Source organism: Paraburkholderia sp. SECH4 (assembly GCF_030511745.1).
Classification (GTDB): domain Bacteria; phylum Pseudomonadota; class Gammaproteobacteria; order Burkholderiales; family Burkholderiaceae; genus Paraburkholderia; species Paraburkholderia madseniana.
Window position 1 is genome coordinate 1 of record NZ_JALOCP010000043.1, and the last position, 15,993, is coordinate 15,993.

The 15,993-nt window shown below is 60.2% G+C and carries 18 protein-coding genes; all 18 read left to right on the top strand.

The genetic code is table 11. The features are described from left to right. Window positions 1–413 precede the first annotated feature (413 nt). Window positions 414–659: a hypothetical protein gene (locus M0D67_RS35515; RefSeq protein ID WP_266241715.1), complete on the top strand. Its 246-nt coding sequence runs from the start codon at window positions 414–416 to the stop codon at window positions 657–659. 20 nt (window positions 660–679) lie between these two features. After that, window positions 680–955, top strand: a complete 276-nt coding sequence (locus M0D67_RS35520; protein ID WP_266241717.1) for a hypothetical protein — start codon at window positions 680–682, stop codon at window positions 953–955. Window positions 956–1,068: 113 nt separating this feature from the next. Continuing rightward, window positions 1,069–1,263 (top strand): hypothetical protein, encoded by a 195-nt coding sequence (locus M0D67_RS35525; RefSeq protein ID WP_266241719.1) that lies wholly within the window; start codon window positions 1,069–1,071, stop codon window positions 1,261–1,263. Between the two features lie 1,123 nt (window positions 1,264–2,386). Next, window positions 2,387–4,885 (top strand): ParB/RepB/Spo0J family partition protein, encoded by a 2,499-nt coding sequence (locus tag M0D67_RS35530; RefSeq protein ID WP_266241721.1) that lies wholly within the window; start codon window positions 2,387–2,389, stop codon window positions 4,883–4,885. A gap of 672 nt (window positions 4,886–5,557) precedes the next feature. After that, window positions 5,558–5,995, top strand: coding sequence for a hypothetical protein (locus M0D67_RS35535; RefSeq protein WP_266241723.1), 438 nt, complete (start codon window positions 5,558–5,560; stop codon window positions 5,993–5,995). A gap of 666 nt (window positions 5,996–6,661) precedes the next feature. Beyond that, window positions 6,662–7,498, top strand: a complete 837-nt coding sequence (locus M0D67_RS35540; protein WP_266241725.1) for a hypothetical protein — start codon at window positions 6,662–6,664, stop codon at window positions 7,496–7,498. Window positions 7,499–7,566: 68 nt separating this feature from the next. After that, window positions 7,567–7,941, top strand: a complete 375-nt coding sequence (locus M0D67_RS35545) for a hypothetical protein (RefSeq protein WP_266241727.1) — start codon at window positions 7,567–7,569, stop codon at window positions 7,939–7,941. A 10-nt stretch (window positions 7,942–7,951) separates the two neighbouring features. Next, window positions 7,952–8,227, top strand: a complete 276-nt coding sequence (locus M0D67_RS35550) for a hypothetical protein (RefSeq protein ID WP_266241729.1) — start codon at window positions 7,952–7,954, stop codon at window positions 8,225–8,227. A 5-nt stretch (window positions 8,228–8,232) separates the two neighbouring features. Next, window positions 8,233–9,738 carry a DUF5710 domain-containing protein gene (locus M0D67_RS35555; RefSeq protein ID WP_266241731.1) on the top strand — a complete coding sequence of 502 codons (1,506 nt, stop codon included), beginning with the start codon at window positions 8,233–8,235 and terminating at the stop codon, window positions 9,736–9,738. A 15-nt stretch (window positions 9,739–9,753) separates the two neighbouring features. Further along, window positions 9,754–10,053: a hypothetical protein gene (locus tag M0D67_RS35560; RefSeq protein WP_266241733.1), complete on the top strand. Its 300-nt coding sequence runs from the start codon at window positions 9,754–9,756 to the stop codon at window positions 10,051–10,053. A gap of 460 nt (window positions 10,054–10,513) precedes the next feature. Then, window positions 10,514–13,027 carry an adenosylcobalamin-dependent ribonucleoside-diphosphate reductase gene (locus M0D67_RS35565; RefSeq protein WP_266241735.1) on the top strand — a complete coding sequence of 838 codons (2,514 nt, stop codon included), beginning with the start codon at window positions 10,514–10,516 and terminating at the stop codon, window positions 13,025–13,027. 124 nt (window positions 13,028–13,151) lie between these two features. After that, window positions 13,152–13,754, top strand: coding sequence for a phospholipase D-like domain-containing protein (locus M0D67_RS35570; RefSeq protein ID WP_266241737.1), 603 nt, complete (start codon window positions 13,152–13,154; stop codon window positions 13,752–13,754). A 14-nt stretch (window positions 13,755–13,768) separates the two neighbouring features. Further along, window positions 13,769–14,197 (top strand): hypothetical protein, encoded by a 429-nt coding sequence (locus tag M0D67_RS35575; RefSeq protein WP_266241739.1) that lies wholly within the window; start codon window positions 13,769–13,771, stop codon window positions 14,195–14,197. Between the two features lie 14 nt (window positions 14,198–14,211). Continuing rightward, window positions 14,212–14,403 carry a hypothetical protein gene (locus M0D67_RS35580; protein ID WP_266241741.1) on the top strand — a complete coding sequence of 64 codons (192 nt, stop codon included), beginning with the start codon at window positions 14,212–14,214 and terminating at the stop codon, window positions 14,401–14,403. 648 nt (window positions 14,404–15,051) lie between these two features. Continuing rightward, the gene (locus M0D67_RS35585) at window positions 15,052–15,252 is read left to right on the top strand and encodes a hypothetical protein (protein ID WP_266241742.1); all 201 of its coding nucleotides are present in this window, start codon (window positions 15,052–15,054) and stop codon (window positions 15,250–15,252) included. Between the two features lie 23 nt (window positions 15,253–15,275). Then, window positions 15,276–15,410, top strand: coding sequence for a hypothetical protein (locus M0D67_RS35590; RefSeq protein ID WP_266241744.1), 135 nt, complete (start codon window positions 15,276–15,278; stop codon window positions 15,408–15,410). After that, window positions 15,410–15,667 (top strand): hypothetical protein, encoded by a 258-nt coding sequence (locus M0D67_RS35595; protein ID WP_266241745.1) that lies wholly within the window; start codon window positions 15,410–15,412, stop codon window positions 15,665–15,667. Before M0D67_RS35590 ends, M0D67_RS35595 begins: the two co-directional genes overlap by 1 nt. A gap of 45 nt (window positions 15,668–15,712) precedes the next feature. Further along, window positions 15,713–15,982 (top strand): hypothetical protein, encoded by a 270-nt coding sequence (locus M0D67_RS35600; RefSeq protein ID WP_266241746.1) that lies wholly within the window; start codon window positions 15,713–15,715, stop codon window positions 15,980–15,982. Window positions 15,983–15,993: the final 11 nt, after the last annotated feature.

The following is a 15,993-nucleotide window of genomic DNA, read 5'->3' on the forward strand; positions in this document are numbered from 1 at the left end:
GACTTGCCCCGGCGCGTGCCATCCCCTCCAGCCTCGCTGCCTGCAGCAGCTCGGTAAGCGCGCTCGCCGCGCGAGGCGTTTCGCTTCGCCGCGGCTCTTCGTACCGAATTCCTGTCCCCCTGGTTCGCCGTCCTCTATCGCGATCGTAGCCGCAGCCTGCGCTGCGTCAAGGCGCGCGGGGCCGTGTCAGTCGCTCTCGCTCCATCCCGCCCCACACCCCGCGCTTCATCCCTTGACCCAGCTCCGGCCGCGTCTCCTTTGATCGCGGGACGACGAACTCAGGGGAACGGCGGCAACGACGAGAAGCACCGCCGACTCAGCACAAACCGGCATGGCCGGGACTTCTGAATCTAGGGGCCCGGTCAGCCTCGGAATACGCAATCAAACCCGGCAACCCGGGAGGAGGTAGAGCGATGGCAACAGCACGGCAATTCAGCATCAAGGTGTTTGTGGGTGGCGAAGAGCAGAAGCAGATCAACGGGATGGGCAAGGCGAACAAGGAAAAAGAGTTGCGCCGCGTGGTGACCGAAACGCTCGAATCGACAGGCGGAGAGGTTTGGGTGACAGAGGCCAACGCCAAAGCCTGGCAGGTGTGGGACTGCCTGAAAGGCGCACGTTGGGGCACGCGCGGACGGGTCGTCTACAAGGGCGCTGCATAACAGACGGACAGGAGGCAATCATGATCAAGGAGGGTCGGTCGATTGCACAGGCGATCGCAGCGGGAAACCTCTACCAGATCACCGTGTACTGCAATACCGATTGCGGCACCCGCCGCGTGGTACGCGCTTACGATCCGCCCGCGTGCGAATCGCTTGATGAAGTGATCGAGTGTTATCGGCAGGTGTTTGGTTTGCTCGGCGACGGCTTTACCGCAGAGGGTTGCCGCGTCACAGGCGGGCGAATCGGAGGGCGGTTCATCGCGGAGATTTGCGACGTGACCGAGCGCCTTCAGTAAGGGGCAGGGAAACGTTGGCAACGGCGAGAATTGCTGCCGACACATCAGTAACCACCATGGCTGGGACTCAGAATCTAGGGGACCGGTCGGATCGAACCTTCAGGAGACAACTAGTGCTGACTACGCACCGACTGATCCAGATCCACGCCCTCGCGGACGCGCTTGCGAGTCACGCGCGTGTTTCTCGTCGTGCAGCTGACAAGGCGGCTTCGATCAACAATCGCAAGGCCAACGCCTATTTCCTGCAACGTGCCACGCGCATGGAGCGAATCGTTGCGCGCTGTGTCGCGCGCCTGGAGAACGCGTGACGCTCGCCAGAACCATAAACGCCTATGACGTCTATCGTAGCCTCGACTTCGAGGGCGCAGATTGGGTGTATATGGGCACAGTGTCCGCTCGCAACGAGGTGCACGCCATCCTTGATGGACGGGAGAAATCAGGTTTCGACGCGACGGACCGAGGCGTTTGGGAAGCGCGACTCGCATAACCCGCTCCCGATGTTCATTGCAGCCATCATCTAAAAACCCACTCACCCAAAACAACTGAGAAACCCATGAAGTCCATCCTTGCATTCTTCAACGGCATACGCGAGTTCCGCGCGGCTCTTACCACACACTACGCCGAACGCGATCTCCTGTTCGCATATGAATCGGGGCGCGACCTTGCGCATCGACTAACTTTTAGACGGTATGAGGAGTAGCACAGGAAGTGATGGCTGACGCTGCTGCGCGCGCGGCCATCACGCAAATGCCGGTGCCAACGAGCGCCGACAGTTCCACGCAATCGAACTGTTCACGATACCGCCCAGCATCCCCACCGCAGATACCCGATTCGCCGCTTACTAATTCAGGGGCAACCATGCAACTCGACAGCAGACGCGTCCAGTCACGTAACGCCTGCGGCGTGCTAGTCGTTTCCTATGACGTCCTGTGCGACGGCTTGATAGTCGATAACGTGCCGACCCAATCGGTCGCGTTCCAACGCATGGATGCGCTTTGGGCCACGCGTCCAGAATCCGACAGAGTTGCAGAGCAGCTCTATACCGGGGACTAGCCGGATCGAGTGCGCGTTCACGCGCACCGACTCCGCAATCCAGCCTGCGCGCGGCACCTTGCGCTCCTGTCTCACGCCAGGCACGCAAGCCGCCAACCTCCGCGCCCAGGATTCCAGAGACGCCCGCTCTTGGGGCTACGCTGCTCCGCAGCGCGCCCCGGCGCGTGCCATCCCCTCCAGCTTCGCCGCCGGCAGCGGCTCAGACAGCGCGCTCGCCGCGCGCGGCGTTTTCCCTCGCGACATCCGTCCCTGCCGAAATCCCCGTCCCCTGCGTTCCCGTCCTTTTCGCGACAGTAGCTGCTCGCACTTGCCGGTCAAGGCGGTCGTGACCGGGTTGGCGCTGCGCGCCTGCCCGCACCGACTCACGCCCTCTAATCCTTGACCGTCGCGCGCTTCGCGCTCCTTTTGTCGCGGGACGATGAACTCAGGGGAACGGCGGCAGCTTCGGTAGGAGGCCGTCGACTCCGGAAAACAACTCACGCCGGGACTTCTGAATCTAGAGGCCCGGCGGTCCCGCTACACCTGAACCCATTCTTGAAAGGAATCGCTATGGAAACCGTGAGGCAAAACGACGCTGTCCAGAACGCACAAGCCAACGAGTCGCAGGGTCACCCCCAACGCCTCATTACGGATGAGGCAGACTTCACGCTGATCCCTCTGAATCGCCTGGTCAAGTCCCCCTTTAACCAGCGCAAGAAGGAACGGCCACAAGCAGACGTAGTTTCGCTCGCGGTCAACATCAGGGGGTTGAAGCGCCTTCTGCAGAACCTCGTGGTTCATCCGATGAAGAAGGTAGCCAAGAAAGCTCAAACCTATGGTGTCGACGCCGGAGAAACGCGACGCCTGGCGCTGAACTGGCTCGCGGAGCAGGGGGATATTCCGGACGACTATCCCGTGCGTTGCCAGATCATTTCGGTTGCCGATGCGATTCTTGCCAGCGCGTCCGAAAATGACGTGCGCAATCCTGCACACCCGGCTGACCAATGCCACGCTTACCTCGCACTGGTCGAGGAAGGCCGCAGTGCAGAACACATCGCGGAGATTTTCAATATCAATCCCAAGACCGTCGCACGTCGCCTCAAACTGGCGAATGTATCGCCCAGGCTCTGCGAGCTTTGGCGTAACGACGAAATGGAACTGTCGCAGATTCAGGCGCTGGCCTTGAGCGACGACCATGAAGCGCAGGAGCGCGTTTGGTTCAGCGCTCAGGCCCAGTGGCAACGGCAACCGCACGAATTGCGCAAGGTCATCACGCAGGACGAAATTAACGCGTCCAACAGCCCGATTGCCCGATTTGTCGGCCTCGAAATGTTCGAAAAGGCCGGAGGCAAGGTGCGCCGCGATCTGTTCGCAAACGAAAGCGAGGGATGGTTCACGGACATGGCACTCATGAGCAGCCTCGCTCTCCAGAAACTGGAGGAAGAAGCTGCGCCGATCCGCGCTGAAGGCTGGAAGTGGGTCGAGGTGCGCACCGACTTCCCTCACGAGGCACGGTCGGAATTCAGCCAGATTAGCCCCGCATCGCTCCCTTTCAGCGACGAGCAGCAGGCCGAGTTCCAGACGCTCGAAGCCCATATGGATGAGATCGAAAAACTTCAGGCAGCGGACAACGTAACTGATGAGGAATTCAACAAGCTGGAGGAGGAACTTGAGCAGCTTCAGACGCGCTACTCGCAGATCGAGGACGCGGGTATGGGCTACGCACCGGAGGTCAAGGCACATGCGGGCGTAGTGGTGTTTCTCACCCGTAATGGCGTTGGGGTAACGGTTGGTCTGGTCCGCGCGGATGACGAACCCGCGTTGCGCACCGTCATCGAGGAATCGGGTCACTCCGAAGAAGCGGAACACCTGACGCGTACAGCCTCCGCCGGTATCTCGCATTCGCAACCGGCAAAGGAAAAATCTGCTCACTCGGAGAAGCTGCTGCTCAACCTCACCGCACATCGGACTGCCGCAGTGCAGTGCGAACTCGCGATGAACCCTCACGTAGCGCTGGCAACCATCGTGCACAAACTCGCACTCGACTTCGTCTATAGAACCCATGAGGAAGCGATCAGCGCAGTGCAGGTGAGTTGCCGTGATGCAACGCATGAAATCGAGCGTTCGGCACCGGGTATCAAGAAAGAAGCCCGCTACGAGACGTTGCGGCTTACTTTTATCGCTAGTCGTATCGCCATGCCGAAAGATCCGAATGCGCTGTTCGGATGGTTGCTTGAACAGTCTCAGGCCGCTTTGCTGAATATCCTCGCCGTCTGCACAGCAATCAGCCTAAATGGCGTTAGCAAAACCGAAGGACCGAACGCAATCAATGCCATCGCGGCTGCGCTCGACGTCAACATGTCGGCGTACTGGCAACCGACACGCGAGAGCTACCTCGACCATATTTCGAAGGACCGCATTGTCGCCATCGTCGGCGAGGCTGTGTCGCCGGACGAAGGCAAGCGTCTTGCGAAGATGAAGAAGGGCGAGGCAGCAGAAACTGCCGAGAAGCTACTCGAAGGGAAGAACTGGTTGCCGGATTTCATGGTCGCCGCCGAAGCAAAACAGATCAGGTACTACGCCACGCGTGACGATGATACCGACGAGGACGACCAAACGCCGGATGACGAAGGTTCCGGGGTCGTCAGCGATGAAGCGAGTACGCCGGAAACCCCCGACCAGGGTGGTGCTGTTGAAGTGCAGGCAACCGCCGAACTCGGCGCGTGGCACTTCCCGAAAGCCTCCGATTTCGCATGCGAAACCGCTGAGGCGGAAACGCAGTCGGCCAGCGTCGCGCAGCCCGTCAATGCCGTGAACGCTCCGCTGTCACCCGCTTCGGCATGGCCTTTCCCGGCACCTAACCCGGCAGCTTTCATCTCATTGCCGAAGGCAGCCTGATACCAGTTTCTCTCCTCGGGTCTTCGGACCTTTTCTGCCCCGCCTCGTTGCGGGGTTTTTTTGTGGCCGAATCTCCGCCGGATAAGCGGTTCGCTCCGCCCAGAGTGCGTCGCGGCTCTCCTCCGGGGCGCGCCATCCGGCGCTCCAACCCGTCGGAGAGCCGCGACGAGAAACAGTATCGGCTTCGCCGACACAAGGGGGAACCCCGTTCCGGTTCCCCCTTGGAACCTCCTCCCCCGGAGCTCCACGCAAACCGCGTCGGAATTGTAGTCAGTGTTGCAAGTGAGTAGAATAAATACATGCGTTCCTTGCGGAACGAAACTATCGAGTCAAATATAAAGTGTGATGTTGGAAAAACCCGAGAAAAACATATTCGTAACCACGCACGCTACGCTCGCCGCTTGCGCGGCGACTCGCGCGCGTCGCTACGACCATCGGTCCAGCTTATTCAATGCCAATGACCTGTCACTCGGGCGAATCAACGCCACTGCGCACCCGCGGCTCGCAAAGGCACCCGCCACAGAGATTGGTTTCGACAAATTGACTCGTGGTGGAAGGCACATCGAACTTCAAAATCTCCTGCATACACGTCGGACCACTCTCCAGAGTCCGAACGATTCGAGCTACGCCACGCTCGGCACAAATCGTTCGGCGACGGTGGTGCATTAATCAATGCAGATGCTCAGTTCGCTGGTCTTCGCTCTCATTGCCGGGCGTCTGTTTTTGCCAACTGAGCAACCCGTAAATTCCATTCAATCTATCGGTAGGTTTTCCCGGCGGTTGACGTTGGTCGAACTGGCTCTGTGCTCTCTTTTAGTCCTTTCCGCCGCCGCAGTTATCTGGATCATCGGTCCGTTGGTCGTCCACTTTGTGCACTTTTGCAACCCAAATCTCGCGTCTTATTTGAACCTCGAGTCGCCCACGCTTGCCTCCGCGGCAGAACGGGACTGGCTTCTCGTCAAGAGGGTGATGCTTGGCTATTTTTCGCTGTGCATTGTCTGCCTGCTCGCATTCGCATGCTGGACCGTCGCAGAGCTTCGTTTCGCCGCACGCTCGAAGCCGGAAAGCATTCGCTGGACGATCCTGCTCGTGGAGTCGGACCATGAATAAACCTTCAATCCCTAGGGGCGTCTTTGCTTTGCAAAGACCGGCTATGTTGCGCTACGCCCGCAAAGACTGCGGGCTAGGCGTCGAGCCTCCTGCGGAGTCTCGCCCCTCTCCCTGCGGTCGGGGCGGCCAGCGCCTCGCCGATCGCTCGCTTCGCTCCCGAAAACTCTCACCGTTCAAGCGCTTCTCCACCGAATTGCTGTAGTGGTCCCTCGATCGCAGCAAGTTTGCCCCGCTCACGCGGGGTTTTTTTTCGCTGCGCTCCTCGTTCTCACGAACGCGCTTTCGCGTCGTGCCTTCGGCACGAAAAGGCGCTCGCCGCGCGGCGTTCTGCCTCGAATGGTCTTACTGCCGAAACCCCGTCCCCTGTGTTCCCGTCCTTCTCCGCGACAGTAGCCCTACGCGTTGTTCGCACAAGGGTTCGCTTCGCCATGTCCTCACCCGTTCGGTGCTCGCCTTCGGCTGCGCTCCGCAGTGCGGCCTCCGGGCATGCCCTTGCACGCCCATCTCTACAGGCTTCTTTTGTCGCGGGACGATGAACTCAGGGGAACGGCGGCAGCTTCGTAAGAAACACATTTCTCAGCAGAACAGATCTACGCCGGGACTTCCGAATCTAGGGGCCCGGTCAGCTTTAAAAACGACGCGTTTTCAACTCACGAGGAACAGAAAATGACCACACGCAACACACTGATCGCAATCGCTGCCACTCTGCTTTGCAGCGCAGCACACGCTGACGAAGCCATTACGGCCGCAAACAACGAAGTCTCCATCTCGTTCGGTGCTAACGACCTGCTCTATCACGAACTCGATAATGCGCACGTTACTGGCGGAAAATACGCCGACTCGGAGCAAGGCTCCCAACCGGCTGTTCAGGTCGCAGCGGTCCGGCAGGGCTCAATATTCGGACTCGAAGGCATCTATACCTCCGCCGCAGTAACGGTCGCCTCCGGACATACGAATTACACCGGGTATCAGATTTCCCTGACTTCGCCGAGCGGCATTGGTGCGCCTGTGCAGACGACCACGTCAATGACGGAGGCGGACGTTGCTCTCAAACTGGGGCGCGCATTCATGCCGCTCGCCAGCCGACGTCTCCAGGTTACGCCGTACCTAACGTACGAGTTTCACGTTTGGGAACGCGGCACCAACGAAAGATACTCGAACAGCATGGCGGGAATCGGTCTTATGGCGCAGTACTCCATCACGCACCGAGTCGTACTGTCTGCAGATGTAACTTACGGGAAGACCTTCGGCGTCCTGCTTCAGTCCATGCACGGCCTCGACGAACGTCTTGGCTCGCGCCCGAGTCGCAGCGCGAGCCTCGGTGTCGACTATGCGGTAACGCCCCGAACACATATCAAGGCCAGCTATCAGGTGACGAGCTTCGGCTACGGCCAGTCCAACTATGAGAAAGGCGTCTTCGCCGGAATGCAGGGAACGTGGTACGAACCAACGTCCCGGACCATCCAGCAGCGCGTGCTAGTCGGGATCGCTCACTCATTTTGAGGAGCCTCCGTGGTCGGAAGGGGAGTCGGTGCTGGACATAAAGAAACCGGTCCCCATCGACTTCCGCAATGCGCCGTTTCGACAGAATGACCCGGGTGTGGAACCATCCATTATTGTTAGCTATGCTGAACACGGTCCGGATACCTGCGGTGCTAACTGCGATCTGTGACGACGGGGGAAACATGACAACGATCGAGAGACTTCCTGAACTCGATATGACCAACGCTCAGGCGAGCACGTTCTTCGGGTGCGAATGGATCGACCGGTACGGACAGGCGATCTGCAAGGTATTGCCTCACCAGCCGATGCGCGAGACCTATGCGCGGGGCTGCATGGCGGCAGGCGCCGTCAGGGTGGTGACCTATGACATCACCGCGCCCGCGGGAACGGACCTGGACGCTGCCTTCAACTTTGCGCGCAACAACATGCGCCTCAAATCCTGACGGTACTGACATGCACACGAGCTCGCGCCTTCTTTGTCGCCTGGCGTTCCTCGGTACGCCGTGGACTGTCGACGGGCCGGCGCCCACGAAGCTGCCGGGATGCCGCAACCGTGTCTATCACCTCGGTCTGGCATTTGGCTGGATGTCGGTCGCCGGCGTGCATGACCGTCGCAAGTTCATGCAACGCACCGTCAAGAACAGCATGGCCCGTGTGTATCTCCGCTACGCGTTCACTGGCAGCTTCTACGCCGCGCCGCGTATCCCGCCCAGCCGCACCGGAGTCTGATCGCCGTGAACGTCACCATGACCAAATCATCGAGTAGCGGCGAGCGCCGCATCCCCCGCACATACGCCCTTGGCGAGCGGGTATTTCTGGCTGTGCCGAGCCACGAGGTTCGTGAGGCGCTGAAGATGGGCGCACAGTGGGACCGCGCGGGCCGGGTCTGCTACATCCACGTGAATGCCGATCGTGCTCCGTTCGCACGTTGGATCGTCGACGACGCGGCACTGAGCGCTGCAGGTTTGAATAGGGCAGACGTAATCGCCGACTTTCGGGACGCGATGCAGAGCTACGGGCTTGTGCCGGTTGAGCCGGTACCAGATGGCCAGTGGCATTGCGCGCCGTTGACTACCGACAAGGGCAGCAAGATCCACCAGACGCACGGCGGCTACCGGTTAAGCCTTGACGGCGTTCCGCATGGCGTCATTCGCAATTTCAAAGGCCGGACCGGCTCATGGCGATATCAAGGCGCGCGCCTCTCGAGAGTCCAGCTCGCCGCGATCGACGCACAGAACAAGGAGCGCGAAGCTCTACGGCAACAGCAGGTTGAAGCTGAGCAAAAGGCAGTCGCTGACAGGATCCTGCAGATCCTCGTGCCACTTGAACAAGCCTCCGGCCATGTACATGGTTACCTCGAAAAGAAGGGCGTGCGCGCGCACGGCCTGCGCATCGCGGATGGCGGGACCGACGACATGGCCGGTCTGCTTAACATGCCCAAATTCAAGCCCGGCAATGCGAAATGGCTCGTTATTCCGGGGCGCGACGTCTACGACAATCTACTCACAGCCCAGGCCATCGATCCCAGAGGTAACAAGGTCTTCGCCAGTGGCGCGCGAAAAAAGGGTGCCTTCCACGTGATTGGCGTGCGTCGTGCACGCGAGCTCGCGCTCGCGCCGGCCGTCCTCTTCTGTGAGGGCTACGCGACAGGTGCGAGCCTTCATGAATCAACAGGCCTGCCGGTTGTGGTTGCATTCGATTCAGGCAACCTGGTCGAAGTGGCACGGCAGTTCGCTCCGGTCCTGCCGGCCGATCAACCGAAACTGGTTTGCGGTGACAACGACCAGTTTTTCCTCGAAAAGTCGATCGACAAAGTCCTGGCCGTGGGCCTGAACCCAGCGGCCAAGCCCGAGACGCTAGGCGTTCTGGCCGGCGTGAATGACGCCACACGGGAAATCACCTTGACTGGGCTGCTGGCCGATGGCCAGTGGCACGAAGGGCACCACGGCAAATATCGGATCGCGCTTCACGTCGAGCGCCACATCGTTAGCGGGGTCACAGTCGACGTCGTGCAAAAAGGAAAGGGCCACGTTCGCCAGACCGTGCGCAACGCCGGCATCGAGGCCGCGCAGGAAGCCGCACGAATCCTCAATGGGAAGGCCATCGCTCCGTTCTTCGCTTCGCTCGACGGCCGCCCCACGGACTTCAACGATCTGGAGGACCGCGAAGGTAGCTCGCGCGTGGTCGAAATCATTCAGGCGGAACTCACGTTCAGCCTGCCTTTACATCTCGCAGCATAACTGGCAGGAACCGTCATGGACACCAACGATAAACAGACGCCGCAGGACGCTATCCGCGCCGAAATCGACTCGCTCGAGGCGCATCTCTTCGCACGAGGCTTTCGCATCGAGTCCGTTCCAGGCTCCATGCCGGGCGAGCCGGCGCGCGTTATCCAGATCCGGGACGATGAAGCGGTGCCGCCTGGAAAATCCAAAGTGCTCGACGCAAGCGCGTTGCTATGGTCCCTGCTGATCGACCTTGCCGAAGGCTCCATCACGCTCGACCAGTTTCAGTCTTTCGGCGGCGACGAATGCCGGAACGAGCTTTTCGAGTGAACGGTGCCGCGCTCTCGCGGCCGCACGCGCCACACCCCGGCGCGTGCGGTTCAACGTCAAACCTCCACAACCCATCAGGTAGTGATGCTCCCTGCGGTCGCATAAAGGCGCTCGCCGCGCGGCGTTTTTTCCCTCGCGGCAGTCACGGCTACCTGAGCCGCCACCCTGACTTCGCCGCCCGAAACGCGACAGTAGCCCTCCAGCGCCTCCCGTCAAGGGTTTGCTTCGCCATGTCCTCACCCGTTCGGTGCTCGCCTTCGGCTGCGCTCCGCGATGCGGCCTCCGGGCATGCCCTTGCCAGTCCCCGCCTACGTGCTTCCTTGTCGCCGGGACGACGAACTCAGGGGAACGGCGGCAGCACCGAAACAACTGCCGGTCGGGCCAAAACAAACCCTACGCGGGACTCAGAATCTTGGGGCCCGGTCAGCTTTACAACCCTTCAATACATGGAGTCTTCAACATGAACGCAAACGAACAGATGATTCGGGACGCTCTCTTGCCCCAACAGATCTCCACCGATGTCCTGCTGGAGAAATACGCAAAGGGCGACGAGCAGAGCATTGCCGATGTCAGCGCACGAGTCGCTAACGCGCTGGCTTCTGTAGAGAAACCGGAATTGCGCGACAGCCTTGCCACGCAGTTTGCCAAGACGCTAAAGGACGGATTCATTCCTGCGGGTCGTATCTGGTCAGCGGCAGGAACCGGCATCCAGGCCACGCTCATCAACTGTTTCGTCCAGCCGGTTGGCGATTCGATGGACGACACGACGCCAGGCAATCCCGGCATCTACATCGCGCTGAACGAAGCTGCAGCCACAATGCGCAGGGGTGGTGGTGTTGGTTACGACTTTTCTCGCATCCGTCCGTACGGAGCCTACGTGAAAGGCACTCACTCCCGCGCATCCGGCCCGGTCTCGTTCATGGACGTATTCGACGCATCGTGCGCGACGGTTGAATCCGCCGGCGCGCGGCGCGGTGCACAGATGGGTGTCCTGCGCTGCGATCACCCGGACATTGAGCGTTTTATCCACGCCAAGGATCACAAGGGCAAGCTTAACAATTTCAACATCTCAATTGGCGTGACGGACGCATTTATGCGAGCCGTGGAGGATGACACCGATGTCGAACTGTGTCACGAGGCGCAGCCCCATCCTGACGTCATCGATTCCACATATCAGCGCGATGACGGCAAGTGGGTATACCGGAAGGTCCGTGCAAACGACCTCTGGAACCAGATCATGCAGTCGACCTACCACCACGCGGAGCCCGGTATCCTGTTCATCGACCGGATGAACGAGGAAAACAACCTGCATTATGTTGAGCGGATCGATGCGACGAACCCTTGCGGCGAACAACCCCTGCCGAGCTACGGGTGTTGCGATCTTGGCTCGATCAACCTGACGCGATTCGTGCGAAATGCCTTCTCCATGGGTAGTGACGGGCGTTCGCCGCATTTCGATTACAACGCCCTTGGCGAACTGGTTCGCTGGAGCGTTCGCATGCTGGATAACGTTCTCGATGTGACTTTCTGGCCCCTCCCGCAGCAGAAGGAAGAAGCCATGTCGAAACGGCGCATCGGTCTAGGCTTTCTCGGGCTGGGTGATGCACTGGTCATGATGGGTATTCCGTATGATAGCGACGAAGGGCGCGCTACGGCTGCGGCCATTTCGCAAACGATGCGCAACTATGCCTATCTTGCGTCGATTGATCTGGCCAAAGAGAAGGGCGCTTTTCCACTGTTCGACGCGGAGCAATATCTAACGAGCGGTTTTGCGAAGCGACTTCCGCTAGAGATCCGCGAGAAGATCCGCGAACACGGCATCCGGAACTCGCACCTCCTTTCGATCGCTCCGACCGGCACTATCACGCTCGCATTTGCCGATAACGCTTCCAACGGTATCGAACCGGCCTTCTCCTGGGCCTACACCCGCAAGAAGCGCATGCCCGATGATACCTATCAGGAGTATCTGGTGTACGACCACGCTTTCCGCCTGTTCGCGGAGCAGGGCGGTGACCATGTGCTGGAACCCGGCGAGCACGGGTCGGTGACCATCAAATTCCTGCCGGATTACTTCGTTAGCGCACTGCAAATGAAGGCGAGCGATCACATGAAGATGCTCGAGGCAGTACAGCCCTTCATCGACACCGCGATCAGCAAGACCGTCAATGTCCCCGGCGATTACCCGTACGAGGACTTCAAAGGGCTCTATTCCGACGCGTGGCGCGCCAACCTCAAAGGCCTTGCCACCTATCGCCCGAACGACACACTCGGTTCAGTGCTTTCCGTTGGCGGACAACAAGCCGTCACCAGCGCGAGTCCGGACCTCGACCCACTCGTGCAACGTATCCCGAGCCGTCCGGACGGTGACCTCCCCGGTGTATTTTCGAAAATGGAGTACCACAACCACGAGGGCAAGCAGTCTGTCTATCTAGGCGTGAGCTTCATGCGCGTCGCCGGCATCCTCGACGGCAAGCCCGTCGAGATCGAGCGGCCCGTCGAGTTCTTCGTCCCGGCCGGTCAGCGGAATGATGGTCAGCAGTGGATCACGTCGAATATGCGCCAGCTCTCCATGGTTGCCCGCTCAGGCCTTTCCGTTGCCAAAGCTCTCGCCAATATGCGCGATGTCGTGTGGGACAAGGGGCCGGTGCGCCACGGTTCATTCGAGCGCCAGGACGGTACGAGCGTGCCGCGGTACCACGACTCAGAAGTAGCTGCAATTGGGTACGCTTTCCAGCAGATCCTGATCAAACAGGGGTTTCTGGATTCGGAAGGCAATCAGGTTCCGGTGCGCGAGCTCGCGTTGAAGCTCGTCCAACAGACGGCCGCAGCGACAAAGCCGGTTGATGACGGCAACTACCTGCGGCCGATGCTGGGCAACGGGAAGAAATGCAACGACTGCGGCGCGCAGGCTGTTCATCGCGTCGACGGCTGCGACAAGTGCACAAATTGCGGAACGGTAGGCACCTGCGGCTAATCCACGGGACGCGACCCGCGGGTTGCGTAGTCAACCGCCATCCACGAAAGGACACGACCATGGAACTCGTACTCACGATCATTCAGGCTCTCCTGAACGTTCTCCACTAACTCAGGCCTCCAACATGAACAGACGCTACCTCCACACGATCGCTGCAGGCCTGCTTGCTGGCCTCTCGATTTCCAGCGCGAACGCCGAGCAGGCATACTGGGTACCGCTTATCCAGAAGTCCGAGTCGACCCACACGGCCAGTGCACCTGCTGGACGAGAGAACTGGTACGGCTTCTCGCCTGACGGTCTCGGCATGCCGCTCGTACTGTACGGCATCTACTCGTCCCGGCAATCGATTCACGTACTGGCATACATCCTGACCAACCGCCAGATCATCGAAGCGCTCGCCCGGAAAGCACAGGACGGTGTCACCGTCACCGTTGTGGTCGACTACGGCGAGAGCATCCAGAACGACCGCGACGGATATATCCGCCGCGGTCTGCTGTATCTGGCCCACAGCGGCGCGCAGGTTTGTTCGACTGCCGCTTTTCTCAGGATGCACGACAAGTCCATGGTGATCGACGGTCGCAGCGTGCAGGACGGCAGCATCAACTACACCGGCGCCGGCGAGCACTCGAACAGCGAGGACGCCGTTCTCGAATGGAACGACGTCGACACAGCGGTTGGTTTCGAACAGCACTTCCAGTCACGGTTGGCCACGTGCCGTCCGCTGTAGGAGAGAGAACGGCCATGCGAAAAGCCAAAAGCGATGCTCCCAGCTCGAGCGCCACCGCCGCCTTTGATATGTTGCCGATTCTCTGCGGCGCCGTCCTTGTCACCCAGGTGCTTTCAGCTCGCGTCCTGAACGGACTGGAGATCCGCGCCACGCAGTGGGAGACGCTCACCCAACGTCTTGCACAGTGGAATGCGTGGCTCGCCTGCGCTGAATCCCATGCGGACAATCGCACGCGCTGTCACCTGAGCGCGCTCACGAAGCTGCTCGGCGCGGTCCTCGCCCAGCATCGCGAAGGCGACGATGCGGCCGTTGATGACTGGAAGGCACTACAGCCTTTTCTTCAGGCGGCAGACGGGTACTTGCAGATGTTCCCGGCCCGGCGACGGAAGGCCTCCACGCGATACCCGACCGTGCCGGCCGGCTCACAGCATCCGCACCCTTGATATCGGAGACCCACATGACCGACCCCAAAACGGATCAGCTAGGTGCCTGGATCGACAGCCACTACCCAGCAGAGCCCACCATCGACAACGGTGACGGAACTCTCCGGGTTGCTGTGACGTGTGTCGACAAGGACAGGCGATCTTTCATCGAGCGATCGAACATTCCGGCAACACTGAGCGCTGCGCGCGACTGGTTGGGCTACTAACCCTGGCCGCGCTCACAGGAAAAGTAGTGAGCACGTTGAACAAGACCTGTCCGGTGTCGATCGCAGCAGCGACTGCGACACCCGCTGAAACACCATCCATCCGAACCGAACGAGACTAGGGGCATTTCCGGGCTGCGCCCGGAAACCGCTATGGCGTGCTTCGCTCGCGTTGCGAGCTGCGCATCGAGCCCCTGCGGGTCTCGACCCTTCGGGCTTTCAGCGCTTGCCTTTCGGCTGACGCCGACCAAAAGGGACTACGCCCCTTCTGGACTTCCAACCCCCTGAAGTGATGCGAACTGCGTTCGCATGAAGGCGCTCGCCGCGCGGCGTTCTTTACCTCCCGCGTTACCTGGCCACCTGGTGCCATTCCCCTGAATTCGTTGCCCGAAACGCGACCGTAGGCCACCGCGCTACGTCGTCAAGGCCCGTTCGGGACCGAGTCCTCGCCCTGCGGGCTGCGGGCCGCACCACTCCCTCTCTTTACGCCTTGACGCCTTCGCACGGCGACCTCCTTTGTCGCCGGGACAACGAACTCAGGGGAACGGCGGCAGCACGGTAGCAGCTGCCGGCTCGGCAAAAACAAAACCTACGCCGGGACTCGAATCTAGGGGCCCGGTCAGCTCTGAAACCGAAACGCAAGGAACGCATATGAAAACGAATCTTCTCCGCCGTGTCGCTGCTCACTTCCTGGGCTGCACCGCCAACGCGGAAATCCATGTGATGCACCGCTGGACCCGCCCGGAAGACGACGTGCGCGCCGTGCGACTCGAAACGCTGGTTGATGGTGAAAGGAAACGCGTGACCCTCTACCGGCACGCCCCCGGCACCTGGTCCCCGATGCCCCTCTAATCAGATTTTTAGGAGGTACAGACATGTCCACTTACAAGATCCTTCGCGCTGACTTCAGCGTATGGAAACACCTGCAATACCTGCCCCTCGCACTTGAGGCCGCTTCGCGTGATATCGACGAAGCAAACCCTGTGTTGTTCGTTGTAGAGGTGAAGTAATGAAACTCATGGCACGCGCAATGGCACTCGATCTGCTGATCGAAAGCAACGAAGTCATTATCACCGCCGAGGCATCGGACGGCATCCACACCGCCCCGTATCGGGGTAAATGCAACCGCAGCGCAATCCTGTCATTCCTCGAATTCGCAGGGAAGAAGGCGCGCGCCATCGTCTACAGCCACGACGCGAAAACCGGCCCGGTCGGCATCGACGTCGCATCGGGCGAAGCGCTCGCCTGGACACCGACTAACGAGTAACGAGGCGAAACCGCCTTTACTGCCTAATTCACTGGAGCATACGAAATGCCGATTCTCTGCAGTGTCATCCGCGAGCAAATCCATTCCGAAGACACGTCCGGACGCCCGTACACGATGGAACTCGTTCATTACACGAACGCGACCACCGGACAGCTTGTCCGGACCAAATGCTACATCCTGCCGTCGAACACCGTGCACGTTGTCGAGGACGTGGCAAACCTCACCGAAGCGCCGGAACGTGGCGTCACCACGCTGGCCGAAATTGGCGAGTGGGCAGCGGAGTCGCTTCGCGCCGTCACCCGTCTGTTCTTCTGATTCAACGAGGT

What these genes read in the sequence shown, in the direction of transcription:
- M0D67_RS35560 (WP_266241733.1), top strand. Translation starts at nt 9,754, where the DNA reads ATGGACACCAACGATAAACAGACGCCGCAGGACGCTATCCGCGCCGAA.
- M0D67_RS35595 (WP_266241745.1), top strand. Translation starts at nt 15,410, where the DNA reads ATGAAACTCATGGCACGCGCAATGGCACTCGATCTGCTGATCGAAAGC.
- M0D67_RS35540 (WP_266241725.1), top strand. Translation starts at nt 6,662, where the DNA reads ATGACCACACGCAACACACTGATCGCAATCGCTGCCACTCTGCTTTGC.
- M0D67_RS35535 (WP_266241723.1), top strand. Translation starts at nt 5,558, where the DNA reads ATGCAGATGCTCAGTTCGCTGGTCTTCGCTCTCATTGCCGGGCGTCTG.
- M0D67_RS35545 (WP_266241727.1), top strand. Translation starts at nt 7,567, where the DNA reads ATGCGCCGTTTCGACAGAATGACCCGGGTGTGGAACCATCCATTATTG.
- M0D67_RS35550 (WP_266241729.1), top strand. Translation starts at nt 7,952, where the DNA reads ATGCACACGAGCTCGCGCCTTCTTTGTCGCCTGGCGTTCCTCGGTACG.
- M0D67_RS35585 (WP_266241742.1), top strand. Translation starts at nt 15,052, where the DNA reads ATGAAAACGAATCTTCTCCGCCGTGTCGCTGCTCACTTCCTGGGCTGC.
- M0D67_RS35575 (WP_266241739.1), top strand. Translation starts at nt 13,769, where the DNA reads ATGCGAAAAGCCAAAAGCGATGCTCCCAGCTCGAGCGCCACCGCCGCC.
- M0D67_RS35565 (WP_266241735.1), top strand. Translation starts at nt 10,514, where the DNA reads ATGAACGCAAACGAACAGATGATTCGGGACGCTCTCTTGCCCCAACAG.
- M0D67_RS35520 (WP_266241717.1), top strand. Translation starts at nt 680, where the DNA reads ATGATCAAGGAGGGTCGGTCGATTGCACAGGCGATCGCAGCGGGAAAC.
- M0D67_RS35590 (WP_266241744.1), top strand. Translation starts at nt 15,276, where the DNA reads ATGTCCACTTACAAGATCCTTCGCGCTGACTTCAGCGTATGGAAACAC.
- M0D67_RS35515 (WP_266241715.1), top strand. Translation starts at nt 414, where the DNA reads ATGGCAACAGCACGGCAATTCAGCATCAAGGTGTTTGTGGGTGGCGAA.
- M0D67_RS35600 (WP_266241746.1), top strand. Translation starts at nt 15,713, where the DNA reads ATGCCGATTCTCTGCAGTGTCATCCGCGAGCAAATCCATTCCGAAGAC.
- M0D67_RS35570 (WP_266241737.1), top strand. Translation starts at nt 13,152, where the DNA reads ATGAACAGACGCTACCTCCACACGATCGCTGCAGGCCTGCTTGCTGGC.
- M0D67_RS35580 (WP_266241741.1), top strand. Translation starts at nt 14,212, where the DNA reads ATGACCGACCCCAAAACGGATCAGCTAGGTGCCTGGATCGACAGCCAC.